The 17525-nt window shown below is 39.4% G+C and carries 14 protein-coding genes; 1 reads left to right on the forward strand and 13 read right to left on the reverse strand.

Translation table 11 applies throughout. The annotated features are described in order from the left end of the window. Nucleotides 1-10: 10 nt before the first annotated feature. Nucleotides 11-2203 (reverse strand): polyribonucleotide nucleotidyltransferase, encoded by a 2193-nt coding sequence (pnp, locus tag ACFINY_RS05245; RefSeq protein ID WP_375611820.1) that lies wholly within the window; start codon nucleotides 2201-2203, stop codon nucleotides 11-13. Between the two features lie 248 nt (nucleotides 2204-2451). Next, nucleotides 2452-2721 (reverse strand): 30S ribosomal protein S15, encoded by a 270-nt coding sequence (gene rpsO / locus ACFINY_RS05250; protein ID WP_375611819.1) that lies wholly within the window; start codon nucleotides 2719-2721, stop codon nucleotides 2452-2454. A gap of 314 nt (nucleotides 2722-3035) precedes the next feature. On the opposite strand from rpsO, the gene ACFINY_RS05255 reads away from it, so the two are divergent. Beyond that, nucleotides 3036-4664, forward strand: a complete 1629-nt coding sequence (locus tag ACFINY_RS05255) for an MFS transporter (RefSeq protein ID WP_375611818.1) — start codon at nucleotides 3036-3038, stop codon at nucleotides 4662-4664. A gap of 460 nt (nucleotides 4665-5124) precedes the next feature. On the opposite strand, the gene truB is transcribed toward ACFINY_RS05255, so the two are convergent. The 11 genes from truB to ACFINY_RS05310 all read right to left on the reverse strand — a co-directional run bounded on the left by truB (nucleotide 5125) and on the right by ACFINY_RS05310 (nucleotide 17511). Further along, entirely contained in the window at nucleotides 5125-6087 is a 963-nt protein-coding gene (truB, locus tag ACFINY_RS05260; RefSeq protein WP_375611817.1) for a tRNA pseudouridine(55) synthase TruB, read from the reverse strand. 4 nt (nucleotides 6088-6091) lie between these two features. Further along, complete coding sequence (gene rbfA, locus ACFINY_RS05265; RefSeq protein ID WP_375611816.1) at nucleotides 6092-6499, reverse strand: 30S ribosome-binding factor RbfA; 408 nt, start codon at nucleotides 6497-6499, stop codon at nucleotides 6092-6094. A 121-nt stretch (nucleotides 6500-6620) separates the two neighbouring features. Then, a complete protein-coding gene (gene infB / locus ACFINY_RS05270; protein WP_375611815.1) occupies nucleotides 6621-9140 on the reverse strand; it encodes a translation initiation factor IF-2 in 2520 nt (839 codons plus the stop codon). Further along, nucleotides 9137-9772 (reverse strand): RNA-binding protein, encoded by a 636-nt coding sequence (locus tag ACFINY_RS05275; protein WP_375611814.1) that lies wholly within the window; start codon nucleotides 9770-9772, stop codon nucleotides 9137-9139. The genes infB and ACFINY_RS05275 overlap by 4 nt, the downstream gene beginning before the upstream one ends. Next, nucleotides 9773-11404 (reverse strand): transcription termination factor NusA, encoded by a 1632-nt coding sequence (gene nusA / locus ACFINY_RS05280; RefSeq protein ID WP_375700909.1) that lies wholly within the window; start codon nucleotides 11402-11404, stop codon nucleotides 9773-9775. Nucleotides 11405-11451: 47 nt separating this feature from the next. Continuing rightward, nucleotides 11452-12102, reverse strand: a complete 651-nt coding sequence (gene rimP / locus ACFINY_RS05285; protein WP_375611870.1) for a ribosome maturation factor RimP — start codon at nucleotides 12100-12102, stop codon at nucleotides 11452-11454. A 127-nt stretch (nucleotides 12103-12229) separates the two neighbouring features. Further along, a complete protein-coding gene (locus ACFINY_RS05290; protein WP_375611812.1) occupies nucleotides 12230-12931 on the reverse strand; it encodes a tRNA (guanine(46)-N(7))-methyltransferase TrmB in 702 nt (233 codons plus the stop codon). Then, on the reverse strand, nucleotides 12928-14196 hold the full coding sequence (gene metK, locus ACFINY_RS05295) for a methionine adenosyltransferase (protein WP_375611811.1): 1269 nt from the start codon (nucleotides 14194-14196) through the stop codon (nucleotides 12928-12930). Before metK ends, ACFINY_RS05290 begins: the two co-directional genes overlap by 4 nt. Before the next feature lie 130 nt (nucleotides 14197-14326). Continuing rightward, on the reverse strand, nucleotides 14327-14740 hold the full coding sequence (locus tag ACFINY_RS05300; protein WP_375611810.1) for a helix-turn-helix domain-containing protein: 414 nt from the start codon (nucleotides 14738-14740) through the stop codon (nucleotides 14327-14329). Between the two features lie 148 nt (nucleotides 14741-14888). Further along, nucleotides 14889-16523, reverse strand: coding sequence for an apolipoprotein N-acyltransferase (gene lnt, locus ACFINY_RS05305; RefSeq protein WP_375611809.1), 1635 nt, complete (start codon nucleotides 16521-16523; stop codon nucleotides 14889-14891). Then, the gene (locus tag ACFINY_RS05310; RefSeq protein ID WP_375611808.1) at nucleotides 16486-17511 is read right to left on the reverse strand and encodes a hemolysin family protein; all 1026 of its coding nucleotides are present in this window, start codon (nucleotides 17509-17511) and stop codon (nucleotides 16486-16488) included. The genes lnt and ACFINY_RS05310 overlap by 38 nt, the downstream gene beginning before the upstream one ends. Between the last annotated feature and the right edge of the window lie 14 nt (nucleotides 17512-17525).

Genomic DNA, 17525 nt, shown 5'->3' on the forward strand with positions numbered 1-17525 from the left:
GAGGAAAAACTTACTCTTCTTTCTTACGGCGGCGCTTATTTTCAGGTTGTTTTTTTTCATCCACGCACTTTTCTTCATTCATCGCTTTATCACCGGTGATTTCCTTTCCGGTTGTTTGATCAACGACCTTCATTGATAACCGAACTTTTCCACGCTCATCAAAGCCCATTAATTTAACCCAAACTTTGTCACCTTCTTTTACAATATCTGTTGTTTTGGTGACGCGTTCTGATGCAAGCTGAGAGATATGAACGAGTCCATCACGAGAACCAAAGAAGTTTATAAATGCACCAAATTCTGCAGTTTTTACAACTGTTCCTTGGTAGATAGCACCAACTTCAGGCTCATCGACAATAGAATGGATCCAACGTTTTGCTGCTTCAATGGTTTTAGCATCAGCAGAAGCAATTTTAATGGTACCATCATCTTCAATATTAATTTTTGCTCCAGTTTGTTCCACGATTTCCCGAATAACTTTACCACCAGAGCCGATAACATCACGGATTTTATCGACAGAAATATTCATAACTTCGATTCGTGGAGAAAATTCACTCAGCTCAGCACGTGCACTGGTTAAAGCTTTCCCCATCTCATTAAGGATATGGATTCGTCCACCTTTGGCTTGTTCAAGCGCGATTTTCATAATCTCTTCGGTAATACCATCAATTTTGATATCCATTTGCAAGGCAGTAATACCATTTTCTGTTCCTGCGACTTTAAAATCCATATCTCCAAGATGATCTTCATCCCCTAAAATATCAGAAAGAACAGCAAAGCGTTCTCCTTCTTTAATCAAGCCCATAGCAATACCAGCAACAGGGCGTGCTAGAGGAACACCAGCATCCATAAGAGCAAGTGAGGTTCCACAAACCGTTGCCATAGAAGAAGAGCCATTGGATTCAGTGATTTCTGAGACAGCACGAATGGTATAAGGAAAAGATTCTTTCGTTGGTAACATGGGGTGAATTGCCCGCCATGCCAATTTGCCATGTCCAATTTCACGACGACCTGGAGAACCAAGGCGTCCCGTTTCACCCACTGAAAATGGTGGAAAATTGTAATGGAGAAGGAATGTTTCCTTATACATTCCTGTCAAAGAATCAACATATTGTTCATCTTCACCAGTTCCCAATGTTGCAACGACAATCGCTTGTGTTTCTCCGCGGGTAAAGAGTGCTGATCCATGTGTGCGGGGTAAAATACTTACTTCTGATTGGATAGGGCGTACGGTAGAAAGATTGCGTCCATCAATCCGCTTTTGGGTATCAAGAATGTTTCCGCGAACAATTTTTGCTTGCAACTGTTTAAATACGGTTGCAATTTGATCTGCACTAAATTGACAGTCTTTTTCTGGTTCTGGCATAAATTTATTGAGGATTTCTGTCTTTAGTGCATCAATTGCAGCATAACGTTCTTGCTTATCAGTAATTGTGTAAGCCTTTCGTATATCCTGTTCTGCCATTTTCTGCATCGCTTTTTCAAGCTCAGAAAGATCTTCAGGAACAAAATCACGAGGATCTTTTGCAGCAACTTCAGCAAGCTTTATAATGGCATCAAGGACAGGTTGAAGGCCTTTGTGACCAAACATTACGGCCCCCAACATGATATCTTCCGGTAATTCTTGTGCTTCTGATTCAACCATCAAAACAGCACTTTCTGTTCCAGCAACAACAAGATCAAGTTTTGATTCAGGCATTTCATCGATATGAGGATTAAGAATATATTGTCCATTACAATAGCCAACGCGGGCACCGGCTATAGGCCCCATGAAAGGAACACCTGACAGGGTCAATGCCGCAGAAGATGCAATCATCGCAAGGATATCGGGATTGTTTTCGAGATCATGCTGTATAACGGAAACAATAACTTGTGTATCATTTTTATATCCCTCAACGAAAAGGGGACGAATTGGGCGATCAATCAAACGTGAAACCAAAGTTTCATTTTCACTTGGTCGACTTTCACGTTTTAAATAGCCCCCAGGTATTCGACCAACAGCATAGGATTTTTCTTGATAATTAACGGTGAGTGGAAAAAAGTCCTGGTCTGGTTTTGGGATTTTGGCCGATACAACGGTAGCTAAGACAATCGTTTCTCCATAGGTAGCAATCACTGCACCATCAGCTTGACGCGCTATTTTCCCTGTTTCAAGGGTGAGCGGACGCCCGGCCCATTCAATTTCTATCTTGTGCGTTTTGAACATTTTTTATCCTTAATGACCAGTGTTTAAATCTTTGATTGCTCACATTCTGGTTTTGCGTAGCATACTTCCAAGATCTGGGGTGGACAACATACTTTTTATCTTTGTTGCAAGAAAAGAGAAGTAAACTGCTTAAATGCGAAACGATGAGCAGTTCTATCCCATAATAACTTATCAGTTTTTAAAATTTTTAATTAAAAGCAACACGTTGAAAAAATGGGTGTTTTTTAAATATCACTTCCATTTTTCTTTTAGCGACGCAAACCTAACTTCTTTATAAGTGTCTGATAACGATTTTGGTCAACTCCTTTAAGATAATCAAGAAGACGCCGACGTTGAGACACCATCTTCAAAAGACCACGACGAGAATGATTATCTTTTTTGTGAGATTTAAAGTGGTTTGTTAAATTAGAAATACGTTCAGAAAGTACAGCAATTTGCACTTCTGGTGATCCTGTATCACCAACTTTGTTTGCGTATTCTGCGACAAGAGCTTTTTTACGTTCAGCTGTAATCGACATCGTATTATCCTTTCCAAAAACGAAGAAACATAAAGCCACCCATAGCCGAGATGTCGTTCAGCAAGGGTCTGTGAGAAAACAGGAAAAGTCGAAGACTCTTACCTATTTTCGTTCTTATATAGGAAAGAAGGTTAAAATACTAGTCCTTGACAGCATTTTGAAGTCTTTCTTTAAATAAAAGCTTTTGTTTTGAAATATTGATTTAAATAGAGTTTTATGAGAAGTGTTTTAAACAATTATGCATCCTTTTGATACAAAGATTATGAGTGTGTGTGAGTGGTAACAAAAGTGATAAATAGCGTTGGAGGGAAAAGATGCAGAGCATTTCAACATTAAAACTTTTTCGTAATTCGGTATTTCGAAATTTATGGTCATCTACTCTTATTTCTAATTTAGGGGGGCTGATACAAGCTGTTGGAGCAGGGTGGTTAATGGCGTTGATTAGTTCTTCGCATTCCATGGTTGGGCTAGTTCAAAGTGCCACAACATTACCACTTGTTATGTTTTCTTTGATGGCAGGGGCATTAGCTGATAATTTTAATCGGCGTCAAATTATGTTGTGTGTACAGATTATGATGATGGTCATATCGATGAGTTTATCTGTTTTAGCCTATATGGGATTTCTAACACCTTGGCTTTTGTTATGTTTTACGTTTTTGATTGGATGTGGCACAGCTTTTTATAATCCTTCTTGGCAAGCAACGATAGGAGATATTGTGAGCAGGGAAAATATTCCTGCTGCTGTTAGTTTGAATAGTGTCGGCTTTAATTTGATGCGGAGTGTTGGTCCTGCGATTGGTGGTGCCATCATTGCAACTTTAGGGGCATCGGCTGCTTTTTTGTTTAATGCTATAAGCTATATTCCTCTTATTGGTGCGTTGTTTTTCTGGAAGTCGAATTATGAAAACAACTCATTGCCACGAGAAAGGCTGTTAGGAGCTGTCTCAGATGGTTTGCGTTATGTTGCGATGTCACCTAATCTCTTAAGTATTATGGTTCGAGCGTTCCTTTTTGGTATAGGAGCAACTTCTATTTTAGCACTTTTGCCAATTGTTGCGCATAAAGTTCTTGGAGGAAGTGCCCTTCTTTATGGTACATTGCTCGGTTGTTTTGGGTTAGGAGCCATGACAGCAGGTATTATTAATGCAGTTGTACGGCATCATTTTCGTTCAGAAACAATTATTGCAAGTGCATTTATTGGTTTCGCCTTTTCTTGCTTTTTATTGGGAATCAGTCGTTCACTGATTATAAGCCATATTGCTTTATTTCCTGCAGGGTTATGTTGGGTTTTGGCCTTATCGTTGTTTAATACATCTGTACAACTCTCTACACCACGCTGGGTTGTTGCACGTTCTTTAGCTCTTTATCAAACGGCATCTGCCGGGGGGATGGCTATTGGAAGTGCAATCTGGGGAGGTTTAGCTGATGGTTATTCTCCAACAATTGCTTTGAGCGTTTGTTCTTTATTCTTGATTTTTGGTGCTCTTGCAGGGGTAAAATTTAGAATTCAAGAAATTCCTCAGATAGATTTAAATCCTCTTGATCATTTTAGAGAGCCGGAATTATTACTCGACCTCAAAGCAAGAAGTGGCCCGATTATGATAATGATCGATTATAAAATTCATGAAAATGATCTTGAAGAGTTTCTCAAAGTGATGACGCGTCGACGCCATATTCGATTACGTGATGGTGCGCGTCAGTGGGTTCTTTTACGAGATCTTGAAAGACCTGAATATTGGACAGAGGCTTATCATATGCCAACATGGGTAGATTATTTACGCCATAATCATCGTCGCACAAAAGCGGATGCAGAAGTCAATAAGCGTCTGCGTCATTTAAATTGTGCTCCTAACGGTATAAGAGTGCACCGTATGATTGAACGCCAAACAATACCCCAAGCCAATGAGATGCTTTTAAAAGTTTCCTCTGATCATCTCCCTTAGGGTTAAAACAGTTTTTGTAAATATTACATATATTAATATTATTTCGATCAATTTGTTAGCGTAATCATAAAAAAATTGCTGTTTCAATATTTAATGAATTGATTTATAATGGTTATTTTTCATTTTTCATGTTGAGTGATAGATTCTGAAAATCTTAAGCTTTTCTCGTTTCAAATCTATTTAGAGTAAATCAGTCCATATCTTTGCTTGTACATTATAAACGAGGACTAAAGTATGAGTAAAAAACGATTGAAAAAGAAATAAAAAGCCTTTTATGAATCCTTTAAATGCAAGGATTATTGCGACATTAAGAGGAAAAAGTGTGTGGTGGTGTTAGCTTATAGCACTGACTTAAATTTTGATATGAATACGGTAAATATAGACAATGAAAAGCACCATATTTTTCTTAATTGATAGAGAAAAATATCTTTCCGCAAAAGGTGGTTGGGAAAAGAATCGATTAAATTGTGAAAATCCGCTTTGGTTTAAATAGACCTTTGTCGAGAGTGCCTATAGCAAGAAGTTGTTCCTTATAGAGGACACAAATTTCCTCTTCATCAAGAGGTGCTTTGTGATGATTCAAGAGGATAGAATGGCCTCTTATAATTCTCTGTGCTTGAGTTTCATTAAGGATATAGTGAGGGAGGCAATCCAATGCGGCGCTTGTGTCAATTAAGAGCCCATCGAGTGTTGAGAAGTTTTTTTCAAAAGAACGATTATTCTCATCTGTAGTGTTTTTATTTGGCGGAATGGCCGCTTTTAGTTCCTCCCATGTAATGAGATCTTCTTCATCAAAAGGTGCGACGGCAATACGTCTTAAATCAGCAATATGCCCATAGCAACCGAGATCACGTCCCATATCGCGTGCTAAAGAGCGCACATAAGTTCCTTTTCCGCAGGTTATTTCAAAGATAGAATGCTCTTTGGTAGGCATTTCTAATAACTTGAAAGTTTCTATTTCCACTTCACGGGGCGGAATGTCAACAACTTCCCCTTCACGCGCTAAATCATAGGCACGATTTCCAGCAATTTTGATTGCTGAAAATTGTGGAGGTGTTTGCAAAATAACACCTGTATATTGAGGAAGAAGAGCAAGTATTTCTTCTTGTGTTGGACGTATGAGAGAAGTTTTCGTTATTTCTCCTTCTAAATCATCTGTTGAGCGCTCTTGCCCCCAAGCAATATGAAAACGGTAAGTTTTTTTGCCTTGCATCACGTAAGGGACGGTTTTGGTTGCTTCGCCCAATGCAATGGGAAGGAGACCAGAAGCAAGAGGATCAAGTGTACCCGCATGTCCTGCCTTTTGAGCATGGAAGAGCCATTTGATTTGTGAGACAGCTTCTGTTGATTTCATTCCTTTTGGTTTATCAAATATGACCCAGCCAGAAACAGGACGCCCTTTTTTCTTGTGTTGCCGCGCCATATCTTTAATCCTCATCTGTATCACTATGGTGAAGATCGCGTGCAACCTCAGGCGAGCGAAGGAGGGCATCAATTTTTGAAAAATTATCAAAGCTATTATCAAGTCGGAAACGCAGTTCTGGCATATATTTCATTTGTCGCAACGCATGACTGATTTCTCCACGGAGAAAACGACTATGTTTATTGAGGGTATCAACAACATCGGTATGAGAAGCATTTTTAAGAGTACTGAGAGGTGATACAAAGCAAGTAGCAATTTTTAAATCTGGTGACATGCGTACTTCAGAGACAGAAATAACAATATCTTTCAAGACATCATCAAGCAAAATATCACGCTGTAATATATGCGCTATTGCATGACGTACTTGCTCTGCTACTCTAAGTTGCCGTTGTGATGGCCCTGCATTTTTCATCAAAGTTTTATCCCTGCTACAAGATCTCTTTTTTGACCATTTAGATAAGGAAAAAGAGATATTGTGTATAAAACCTAATAACTTTTCTCATTTCACAACAGAGTAAAGTTATTGGATTATTTTATAATGTGCGGTTAATATGTTCGATACGGAAGGTCTCAATGATGTCTCCTGCGCGCATGTCTTCATAATTTTCAAAGGCTATTCCACATTCTTGACCACTTTGCACTTCATTGACTTCATCCTTAAAGCGTTTGAGTGTTTTCAGCTTTCCTTCGTGAATAACGATATTATCGCGGATAAGGCGAACACCGGCTCCTCGTTCTATTTTACCTTCTGTAACACGACATCCTGCAACTTTTCCAATTTTTGTAATGTTAAAGACTTCTAGAATTTCAGCATTACCAAGGAAAGTTTCACGCTGTTCTGGTGAGAGTAATCCAGACATAGCAGCCTTGATATCGTCAACAAGATCATAAATGATGTTGTAATAACGAATTTCAATTCCTTGTGTTTTAGCAAAATCACGTGCCTGCTTATTGGCTCGAACATTAAAGCCAATTACAGCAGAGTTAGAAGCTTCTGCAAGAGAAATATCACTTTCGGTAATTCCTCCAGCACCAGAATGTACAATACGCGCACGAACCTCGTCATTTCCGAGTTTTTCCAATGCTGAAGCGATTGCTTCAATTGATCCTTGCACATCTCCTTTTATAATAAGAGAAAATTCCTTAACACCAGTCGTTTGCAATTTTGTCATCATCTGTTCAAGAGAACCACGCGAACCAGTTTGCCGCGCAACAGCTTTATCACGTGCTAATCGTTGCCGATATTCAGAAATTTCACGTGCTTTTGCTTCATGTGTGACAACAGCAAAACGGTCTCCGGCTTGTGGTGTTCCTTGCATGCCTAAAATTTCAATTGGTGTAGAGGGAACGGCCTCTTTGACATGGCGGCCATGGTCGTCAATCAAAGCACGTACACGACCCCATTCATTTCCAGCAACGATAATATCAGAAGGGTGTAATGTACCTTTTTGAACAAGAACTGTTGCAACAGACCCACGTCCGCGATCCAATTTGGCTTCAATGATAACGCCCTCTGCAGTTCGTTGAGGATCTGCTTTCAGATCAAGCATTTCAGCTTGAAGAAGGATAGCTTCGAGAAGTTTATCAAGATTTTGACCAGTTTTAGCAGAAACTTCAACGTCCAAAGTTTCTCCACCCATAGTTTCAACAAACACTTCATGTTGTAGAAGTTCTGTACGCACTTTTTGTGCATTCGCAGCTGGTTTATCAATTTTGTTGATAGCAACAATGATAGGTACACCAGCAGCTTTCGCATGATTGATTGATTCAATCGTTTGAGGCATAACACTATCATCAGCGGCTACAACGAGAACAGCAATATCAGTAACACGAGCTCCGCGTGCACGCATAGCGGTAAATGCAGCATGACCTGGTGTATCAATAAAGGTAATTTTTTGACCATTTTGTTCTACTTGATAGGCACCAATATGCTGCGTAATACCTCCTGCTTCGCCAGAAACAACATTTGCTTTACGAATAGCATCCAAAAGCGAAGTTTTTCCGTGGTCAACATGGCCCATAATGGTTACAACAGGGGCGCGCTGCTGCATGTTTTGAGGATTATCTGTTATATTAAAGATACCTTCTTCTACGTCAGATTCTAAAACACGTTTAACAGTATGGCCAAATTCAACAGCGATGAGTTCGGCAACATCTGCATCAATAACATCGCCAGGTTTCATCATTTGTCCTTGTTTCATCAAGAATTTAATCACATCAACAGAACGCTCAGTCATACGTTGTGCGAGCTCTTGAATAGTAATCGTTTCAGGAAGAACAACTTCGCGAGAAATTTTTTCTCTTGGTTCTTGATTTTGTGCACGCTTAAACTTTTCCTGTCTACGCCGCATTGCAGCCATTGAGCGCCCACGTGCGCTTCCTTCTTCATCCAGTGCACTATTCAGAGTTAACTTTCCGCGTCTCCGCTCATCAGCTCCTTTGACAACTTTGGGTACACGTATTTCTGATTTAGCAGGATTAGCACGTCGACTATGCCGTTCTTCCTCTTTATTGTCATCTATTTTGCGTTTTTCAACCACGGTTGTCTGTTTAGGGGCAATAGGAATATCTGTCTGTTCAATGAGAGGGGGAACAGGTGGAGTCTGTACTGGCGATATTTCTTCTTCTTGTTGGAGATGTATTTCTTTTTCTTTAATTTCTTGCTGTAAAATTTCTTCACGCTCTTTAGCGCGTCTTGCTTCTTCTTCGGCTTGTTCTCGCGTTATTTTTTCTTGGATATGTGCTTCTTCTAACGCGCGAAGTCTCGCTTCCATTTCAGTTGATGAAAGATTGCTTTTGGTCACAGATTCTTGAGGCTTTTTTCCCTCAAAACGCGGTTTAGAACGCTGGGGGGCCACATGCGGCTTTGTAATGGGCTGTAGGGTTTCAGCTTTTTCATCAGGTCGCGTAATTTTACGCCGTTTGGTTTCGACAACGACAGCCTTCGTACGGCCATGACTAAAATTTTGTTTAACCGTACTCGTTTCCAAGACAGACCTCTTGAGAGTTAGTGTCTTCTTGACGGTTGTTTTGTCGTTGTTATTTTCACTCATTGTACTTCCTTCACGGCTTGGGCCGTCATCTCACTAGACTTACTATGCTTGTCGTCACGATAGCTGATCAATTTACATGTTGTTTTGAGAAATCCTTCAGCAGCTTTTGTGTCCAGTAAGGCCGCGTGCATTACAGGATTAGAGCCAAAAGCCACTCGCATTTCATCACTTGTAAATAAAGATATGGTTTTTATAGTCCGATTTGTTTGTTGTTGTATTGAATGGATGGCCTGTGCAATTTTTCGTTTCCCATCTTCTGTTGTTTCTTTAGCATGAAGTACAAGAATAACTTTACCAGAGCGGATAGCAGCGTCAACCTTTGTTGCTCCCATAACAATTGCTCCCGCTTTTCGTGCCATGGAAAGGCTTGAAAGAGCGGCTTTTAGTAAAAGCGTATCAACAACATGCACAAGATTTGGTGCAACCTCAACATCTGTTTTAAAATTTCTATGAAAAGCTTTCTGTTTGATTGCTTTCTCAATAACAGCGTGATGGGCAGAAATCCAAACGCCACGCCCTGGTAAATTCGCTTTAAGATCAGGAACAATTTGGTTATTGGGACCAATAACAAAACGGATCAGCGTTTGTGCTGAAGCATTTTTTCGGGTCACAATGCAAGTCCGTTCGTTCATTTAAAGTGTATCCACATCCAAATCATCTGTTTTTTCATTTTCTGTAGAATTTTCATCTTCTACAGGACTTTCTGTAACAAGATCAGCTTGGTCTATCCAGCCTGCTTGTACACGTGCGGCTAAAACCATAGCTTCTGCATCTGCGCGTGTAATGTCAAAAGGGGTTAAAATACCAGAAAAATTCTGTGTTTGACCTTCTTTGCGTTCTCTCCAACCAGCTAAATCATCAACGGCATAGCCAGCAAAGTCTTCTATTGTTTTTACACCATCTTCACCTACAGCAACCAACATAGCACTTGTCATTCCAGGAAGTGTTCGCAATTCGTCAGAAACTCCAAGCTTTTTGCGTTTTTCATCAAGTTCTTTTTCTTGATGATCAAGATATTCGCGGGCACGACTTTGGATTTCAGCGGCGGTATCATGGTCAAAACCATCAATAGAAGCGATTTCTTCAAGATCAATATAGGCGATTTCTTCAATAGAAGAAAAACCCTCTGATGCCATAACCTGTCCGATCATTTCGTCAACCTCTAAGGCTTCCATAAACAATTTACTTCGTTCAGTAAATTCTTTTTGACGATTTTCAGATTCTTCCTTTTCCGTTAAAATATCAATGTTCCATCCTGTTAGTTGCGAAGCCAAGCGAACATTTTGCCCACGTCGTCCAATAGCAAGGCTAAGTTGATCATCTGGCACAATAACTTCAATCCGTTCAGCATCTTCATCAAGGATGATTTTAGAAACTTCAGCAGGTTGCAGTGCATTAACGACAAATGTTGCCGCATCAGGTGACCAAGGAATAATATCAATTTTTTCGCCTTGTAATTCAGCAACAACAGCTTGTACACGACTTCCTCGCATTCCAACGCATGCTCCAACAGGATCAATGGAACCATCACGTGAAACAACGGCGATTTTAGCCCGTGAACCTGGATCACGAGCAACAGATTTGATTTCTATAATACCATCATAAATTTCTGGTACTTCCATAGTGAAAAGTTTTACCATAAATTGGGGATGTGTGCGTGAAAGGAAAATTTGCGGACCACGCGTTTCACGGTGTACATCATTGACAAAAGCACGAATGCGATCTCCATAGCGGAATGATTCACGAGGAATTAATTCATCACGGCGAACAATAGCTTCACCGCGCCCTAGATCAACGATGACGTTACCATATTCCACACGCTTAACTGTACCAGAAATAATTTCACCAACTTTATTTTTGAATTCTTCATATTGCTGATCGCGCTCTGCATCGCGTACTTTTTGTACAATAACCTGTTTAGCAGATTGTGCTGCGATACGTCCAAAATCCATAGGAGGTAAAAGATCAGCAAAAAAATCACCAATTTTTGCTTCTGCTTGACGTTTGAGAGCATCAGACAAAGTAATTTCCGTTGTATAGTCTTCAACGACATCAACGATTTTAAGCAGGCGCTGTAATTTAATTTCACCTGTTTTAGAATTGATTTCAGCACGAATATTGGTTTCTTGACCATAACGAGAACGTGCTGCTTTTTGAATAGCATCAGCCATCGCAGAAATGACAATTTCACGGTCGATTGACTTTTCACGTGCAACAGCATCTGCAATTTGCAGAATCTCAAGCCTGTTAGCGCTTGTAGCCATCAATTTTCTCCTTCTTTGTGCCACACGATGGGTATTTCCCAGTGATATTATTTTTTGAAATTGAGCGTCTGTATAGAGTCGTTAGCGTTCTCTTCGGCAATGAATTGTTGACTTAAATCTTTATTTTGTTTCAATGCATCGCGAATAAGCTCATCGGTAAGCACTAAATGCGCATTTATGATATCACAAAAGGAAATAGGGGTATACATGGCTTCTCCATAAGCAGCTTTATCAGTGTTTAAAATAAATCCATCTTGCGTGATATTTGTAAGTGTCCCACGAAATTTTCGGCGCCCATCAATTGTTATTTTGGTTTCAATTTTTGCAAGATGCCCTTGCCAATGAAAAAAATCAGATTTTCTTACCAATGGACGATCAATTCCAGGTGATGAGATTTCTAAATGATATTTGCGTTCAATAACATTTTGTACATCAAGGAGGGGAGAAACTGTTCGACTAACAGTTTCACAATCTTCTATGGTCATAGAACCATCGGCACGTTCAACCATAATTTGAAGTGTTAAACCATTTTGACCAAGAAGTTTCACACGAACCAAACGAAAACCTAAAGGTTTAAGTAGTGGTATGACAAGAGCAGCAACCTGTGCTTCGATACCATCTTCTTCAAACAGGCGCGGTTCGTCAAGATTGCTTATTTTTTCAGCTTCGTTCATACATTTTATCCAAGTTGGTTTCATCAGTTTTATGATATTAAAAAAGAGCGGGTCCAACGGCCCACTCTTCATCATAAGACCAAGAATTTAACTATTGATACTCTTAAATTCAAAATTTTTCAAGTTGTTTATGAGAAAAGCGCTTGATCATTTATTTCTTGATAAAGGTAAGATAGGCAGGCGTTCGTCCTTCGCGTAAAGCTTTTGCTTCATAGCGGGTTCCGCTCCATAGTGGATAAGGGAGTTTCCAGTCTTGAGGGCTTTCTGCTTTCCATTCAAAGTGATCATGTTGTGCACAATGGTACAAAGTCCAGTTTACATAACTGTCTATATCGCTAGCAAAGCGCAAAAATTTCCCTATTTTAAGAACACGAGCAAAACGGTTAAGATTTTTTATGTTGATGAAGCGTCGTTTCCAGTGTTTCTTTTTCGGCCAAGGATCAGGATAGAAGAGGTCTATTCCATCAAGCGAGTTATCAGGGAGCCAATCAAGAAGGCGTGTAGCATCATCATTATAGAGGCGAAGACGATTTTGATGGTTTTGATGCTGTTCAAGAGACGATAATATTTTTGCCATGCCATTGATAAAGGGCTCGACGCCGATAAAACCGGTTTTTGGAAAATATTCCATTTCATGAAGTAAATGTTCACCTCCACCAAAACCGATTTCAAGTCGAATTTCTCTTACTTTGCTTGAAAATAAGGATGTAAGGTTTAAGGGAGGAGGGACATTTAAATCAATATTCAAACTGGGGAGAAGCATTTGTATACGTGTAAGCTGACTGTCTCGAAGTTGTTTTCCTTGTCGGCGTCCAAAAAATGCTTCACTCTTACGTATATTATGTTTAATCATGGGATTTGGATCATTGTTTGAAGCGTTTTCACGAGATCAGTTTTTTCCCATGAAAACGAACCATCGTGTTTTGGTTTACGACCAAAGTGACCATAGGCAGCTGTTTTCGCATAAATAGGTTTATTGAGGGCAAGATGTTTTCGAATGCCGGTAGGTGAAAGGTCCATTATTTTGCGGATGGCTTCTTCAATAACCTTTTCATCGACTTTTCCTGTTCCATGAAGATTAAGATAAATAGATAAAGGTTGTGCAATACCAATTGCATAGGAGAGTTGAATGGTGCATCTCTCTGCTAAATGAGCAGCAACAATATTCTTAGCCAGATAGCGTGCCGCATAGGCAGCAGAACGATCAACTTTTGTTGTATCTTTTCCTGAAAAAGCACCGCCTCCATGGGGTGCTGCACCTCCGTAAGTATCCACAATAATTTTGCGTCCCGTTAATCCGGCATCGCTTTGAGGGCCTCCAATGACAAATTTTCCTGTTGGGTTAATATACCAACTGCATTGAGCTGCAATGGGAATGTCATGTAAAGCTTGGCGAATGTAAGGTTCAACCACTGTACGTACTTTATTGGAATCCCAGCTTTCATCAAGGTGCTGCGTTGAAAGAACAATGGATGTGACCTCTATCGGTTTTCCATTTTTATAACGTATGGTTATTTGGCTTTTAGCATCTGGTCCTAATTTTCCAGTTTCTCCCTCTCCTTTATGACGAGCTGCGGCAAGAAGTTTGAGAATTTTATGCGCATAATAAATTGGCGCAGGCATGAGATCAGGTGTTTCACGGCAAGCATATCCAAACATGATACCTTGATCACCCGCTCCTTCTTCACCATGCCGATCCGTAGCATTATCAACCCCTCTTGCTATATCAGCTGATTGTGGGCGCAAAAGAACATCAATTTTAACAGTTTTCCAATGGAAGCCTGCTTGTTCATAGCCAATGGTACGAATAGCACGGCGCGCTGCTGTACGAAAACGTGTAGGATTAATGAGTGGAAAGCTAGTTTCATCATAGATGAATTCTTTATTTTTATCTTTTTTTAATAGCGTATCGGGAACACGTACTTCTCCAGCGATAACAACACGGTTGACACTGACGAGAGTTTCACAGGCAACGCGTACTAACCATGGATCAGTACCAGTCTTTTCAGCTTCTTTATAGATCATATCAACAATTTCATCGGAAATACGATCACAAATTTTATCAGGATGTCCTTCCGATACCGATTCGCTCGTAAAAAGATAATCTTGATGCGGCATAGGAACTCCTTCAAAAAAGAAAACCAACGATTTAATCAATAGCTTACTAAAGTCGTCACCATTTGCTAATTCTACAGCAAATAGTCAATGCAAATGTATATGAATAAAAGAGAAAAGATATAATTTTAATTTATAACTTATTTGTCAAATCTTCCTCAGAAAGTGCTTTTGCCAAGTCAATAATTTTTCGACGCACTTTAGCATCAGATATATTTGTAAAAGCGCGCATGAGCTGAATCCCTTCGCTGCTAGAACAAAAGTCTATAAAATTGTGTTCACTTTCAGCAAAACCCTCTACTTGTTGGGAGGTAATACCTTTATCAAAAAAGTAAGAAACAGGAACATCCATAATTTCCGCTATCGCTTGAAGACGGCTGGCACCAATACGGTTTGTTCCTTTTTCATATTTTTGGATTTGCTGAAAAGTAATTCCTAATTTTTCACCTAGTTTCTCTTGAGTGAGTCCTAAAATATTACGACGTAAACGGATACGAGTTCCAACATAGATATCTATAGGGTCAGGTTTTTTTCTAGTTTCGGTCATAATGCAACTCTTTATTTCCAGCATTTTTCTTCTAAACCAACATCATATTTATGCGCAGTTGATTTATCATATAATTAAAACAATATGTAATATTTTTTCCCAATATCACTGGTACACGCAACACAATACCGTACAAAGGGCACTTGAATCATTTAAGCTGTTTTGTAAAACCAAAACCAATACGACACAATAGCATAAGGATGAATAAGATAAAAGTAGAGAAAGTTCTGTATTCATTGCTTCCTATAGGGGTAATGGATGATGGAACTTGTGAATCAATAATGCCCACAGCATTTTGTCGAAGAGCTACAACGATTCGTCCATAAGAATCAATAACAGCTGATATGCCATTATTGGCGGCCCGTATGAGGGGGATTCCCAGTTCAACGGCACGAAGCTGTGCTTGTTGAAGATGTTGATAGGGTCCAGGTGTTACACCAAACCATGCATCATTTGTAATATTAATAATTGCTTGAGGCGGGGAGCCTTTGAAAGTCATTTCATGGGGAAATATTGCTTCATAACAAATCAAGGGTAGATAAGAAAATCCGTTTGGCATTGTAACAATTTTGCGCACACTTGCAGCACTATATCCACCAATATTATCAGCAAGGGTACGCAATCCAATTTTTTTCAATAAATGCTGATAAGGAAGATACTCACCAAAAGGAACCAAATGAAGTTTATCGGAAGTATTTAAAATATTACCTTGAGCATTAATGACTGCAATTGTATTAAAATATTGTGTTTGGGAATGAGGTAGATCATTGCTGGCGCGTATTGCTCCAACAATAGCCCATTGTTTAGGTTTTAAAAGAGAGGCAATGCGCATTGTGATAGATGAATTATCATAGAGAAGGTAAGGAACGGAAGCTTCAGGCCATACGATAAAATCGGGTTCTGAATTTTGATCGGTTGTTGGCGTTGCACTTAGCTTCATATGCGCTTCCAACATAGATTCTCGTGTATTATCACGCAATTTTATATTTTGTTGGATGGACGGTTGAACAATGCGCACCCAATAAGCACTTTTTTGATCTTCAGTTGTGTTTTCTATAGTATGAAGACGATAAAACCCAAAACCACAGTGAATGAATATAAGTGATAAGCAAAGAGAAAGTGCTACTTTCTTTTTTTCATCCGTTAATAAAACAGTTGGCAAACTGTAGGCTAAGACAGCAAGAATATTCATTCCGTAAAGTCCTACGATTGCATCAGATTGCATGAACATTGGGGTTGGCATGGCTGTATAGCCAAGAGAATTCCATGGAAATCCTGTGAATAAAAACGCACGCAACCACTCGGATAATCCTAATGCAAAGGCTAAAACAAAAAAGCGTGCTATTCCTTTTGTCCATAATAAACCGACAATGAAACCAGAAAAAAACCAATAAAGAGAAAGGTAGAGTGGAGGGAATAAAATGGCTAATGGGACTGCCCAACCAAAAGAATCTGGATCTGTTAACAAAGCATTGCATAGCCACCAAAGGCCGCAAATAAAATAACTAAAACCAAAGGTTCCACAGCTTAAAGCGTAAGTAAAAAAATGTTTTTTATTGTTTTTGGTGGCCCGTATTGAGTCAAGTAAAACAATAAAGAGAGGGAAAGTTAAAAAGCAAAGAGGCGTTAAATAAAAGGGTGGAAGTGCAAAAGAAGTAAGAGCACCACACAGAAATATCCATGCTTGGCGCTTCCAGCCTGTAACAGAGAACAAAAAAACGATGAAATTGCTTAAAAATGCTGGACTATTCTTTAGGGATGGCATTGTTCTCAAGATTCTCATTTTTGGGAATGCGAAAAATGCGCAATCGTTTAATCCGGCGTTTATCAGCTTCTAAAATACGAAATCTATAACCAGGTACAGCTTCGACAATTTCACCTTTAGCAGGAATGCGATCAAGAATTGAGACGATCAAACCACCAATAGTATCAACTTCATCACCATATTCCCCTACGATAAAATCAGGACCAAGAGCTTTCTCCACATCTTCTAGTTCAGTTCTTGCATCAACGAGCCATTTATTATTTGGTTCACGTACGATAGCATTGTCGACATTATCATGTTCATCTTCGATATCCCCAACGACTAACTCAACAATATCTTCCATTGAAACGAGACCATCTGTTCCTCCATGTTCATCAATAACTAAAGCCATTTGAGTTCGTGTAGTTTGCATCCGTGTTAATAATTTGCTTGCAAGCATAGAACTGGGAACAAAGAGAACTGTTCGGATCAAATCCAATTCACCGATTGGAGTATGCAAGTCTGTATGGTTTAATTGAAGCAAATCGGATTTTTGTTCGGTTTTTGTTGGGTTGATAATAAAGCGAGTGATGTAGTTAAGAATATCGCGGATATGGATCATGCCGCGCGGATCATCTAAAGTTTCAGCATAAACGGGGATACGAGAATGACCAATTTTTGCAAAACATTTAAGGGTTTCTCCAAGAGAGGTGTTTATTTCTAATGCTTCGATTTCAGAACGAGGTATCATAACATCATCCACGCGTGCTTCACGTAAGCGTAAAATGTTATGCAGCATAGTACGTTCTTCAGGTGAGAAGAGGGCGGCATCTTTTTCATTGTTAGTCGTGAGTGCAACGGTAAGATCATCGCGCAGTGACGTAGATGCACAATTTCGACCCCGTAAGAATGAAAACAAATGATTCATCAGGGAATATTTTTCTGTATGATTCGTCTGCTGAGAGGGGTCTTTTTCATTATTAGAAGATGCTTGATTATTATTTTGTGCATTTATTTTGTTTGCCATGGTTTTGAAATCTT

The organism is Bartonella sp. AA23NXGY (genome assembly GCF_042197165.1).
Lineage (GTDB): Bacteria > Pseudomonadota > Alphaproteobacteria > Rhizobiales > Rhizobiaceae > Bartonella.

Bases quoted from the DNA above. Each gene is read 5' to 3' on its own strand.
- ACFINY_RS05300 (WP_375611810.1), bottom strand. From the start codon at position 14,740: ATGACCGAAACTAGAAAAAAACCTGACCCTATAGATATCTATGTTGGA.
- rbfA (WP_375611816.1), bottom strand. From the start codon at position 6,499: ATGAAAAATGCAGGGCCATCACAACGGCAACTTAGAGTAGCAGAGCAA.
- lnt (WP_375611809.1), bottom strand. From the start codon at position 16,523: ATGAGAATCTTGAGAACAATGCCATCCCTAAAGAATAGTCCAGCATTT.
- ACFINY_RS05310 (WP_375611808.1), bottom strand. From the start codon at position 17,511: ATGGCAAACAAAATAAATGCACAAAATAATAATCAAGCATCTTCTAAT.
- truB (WP_375611817.1), bottom strand. From the start codon at position 6,087: ATGGCGCGGCAACACAAGAAAAAAGGGCGTCCTGTTTCTGGCTGGGTC.
- infB (WP_375611815.1), bottom strand. From the start codon at position 9,140: ATGAGTGAAAATAACAACGACAAAACAACCGTCAAGAAGACACTAACT.
- pnp (WP_375611820.1), bottom strand. From the start codon at position 2,203: ATGTTCAAAACGCACAAGATAGAAATTGAATGGGCCGGGCGTCCGCTC.
- metK (WP_375611811.1), bottom strand. From the start codon at position 14,196: ATGCCGCATCAAGATTATCTTTTTACGAGCGAATCGGTATCGGAAGGA.
- rpsO (WP_375611819.1), bottom strand. From the start codon at position 2,721: ATGTCGATTACAGCTGAACGTAAAAAAGCTCTTGTCGCAGAATACGCA.
- ACFINY_RS05290 (WP_375611812.1), bottom strand. From the start codon at position 12,931: ATGATTAAACATAATATACGTAAGAGTGAAGCATTTTTTGGACGCCGA.
- ACFINY_RS05275 (WP_375611814.1), bottom strand. From the start codon at position 9,772: ATGAACGAACGGACTTGCATTGTGACCCGAAAAAATGCTTCAGCACAA.
- ACFINY_RS05255 (WP_375611818.1), top strand. From the start codon at position 3,036: ATGCAGAGCATTTCAACATTAAAACTTTTTCGTAATTCGGTATTTCGA.
- nusA (WP_375700909.1), bottom strand. From the start codon at position 11,404: ATGGCTACAAGCGCTAACAGGCTTGAGATTCTGCAAATTGCAGATGCT.
- rimP (WP_375611870.1), bottom strand. From the start codon at position 12,102: ATGAAACCAACTTGGATAAAATGTATGAACGAAGCTGAAAAAATAAGC.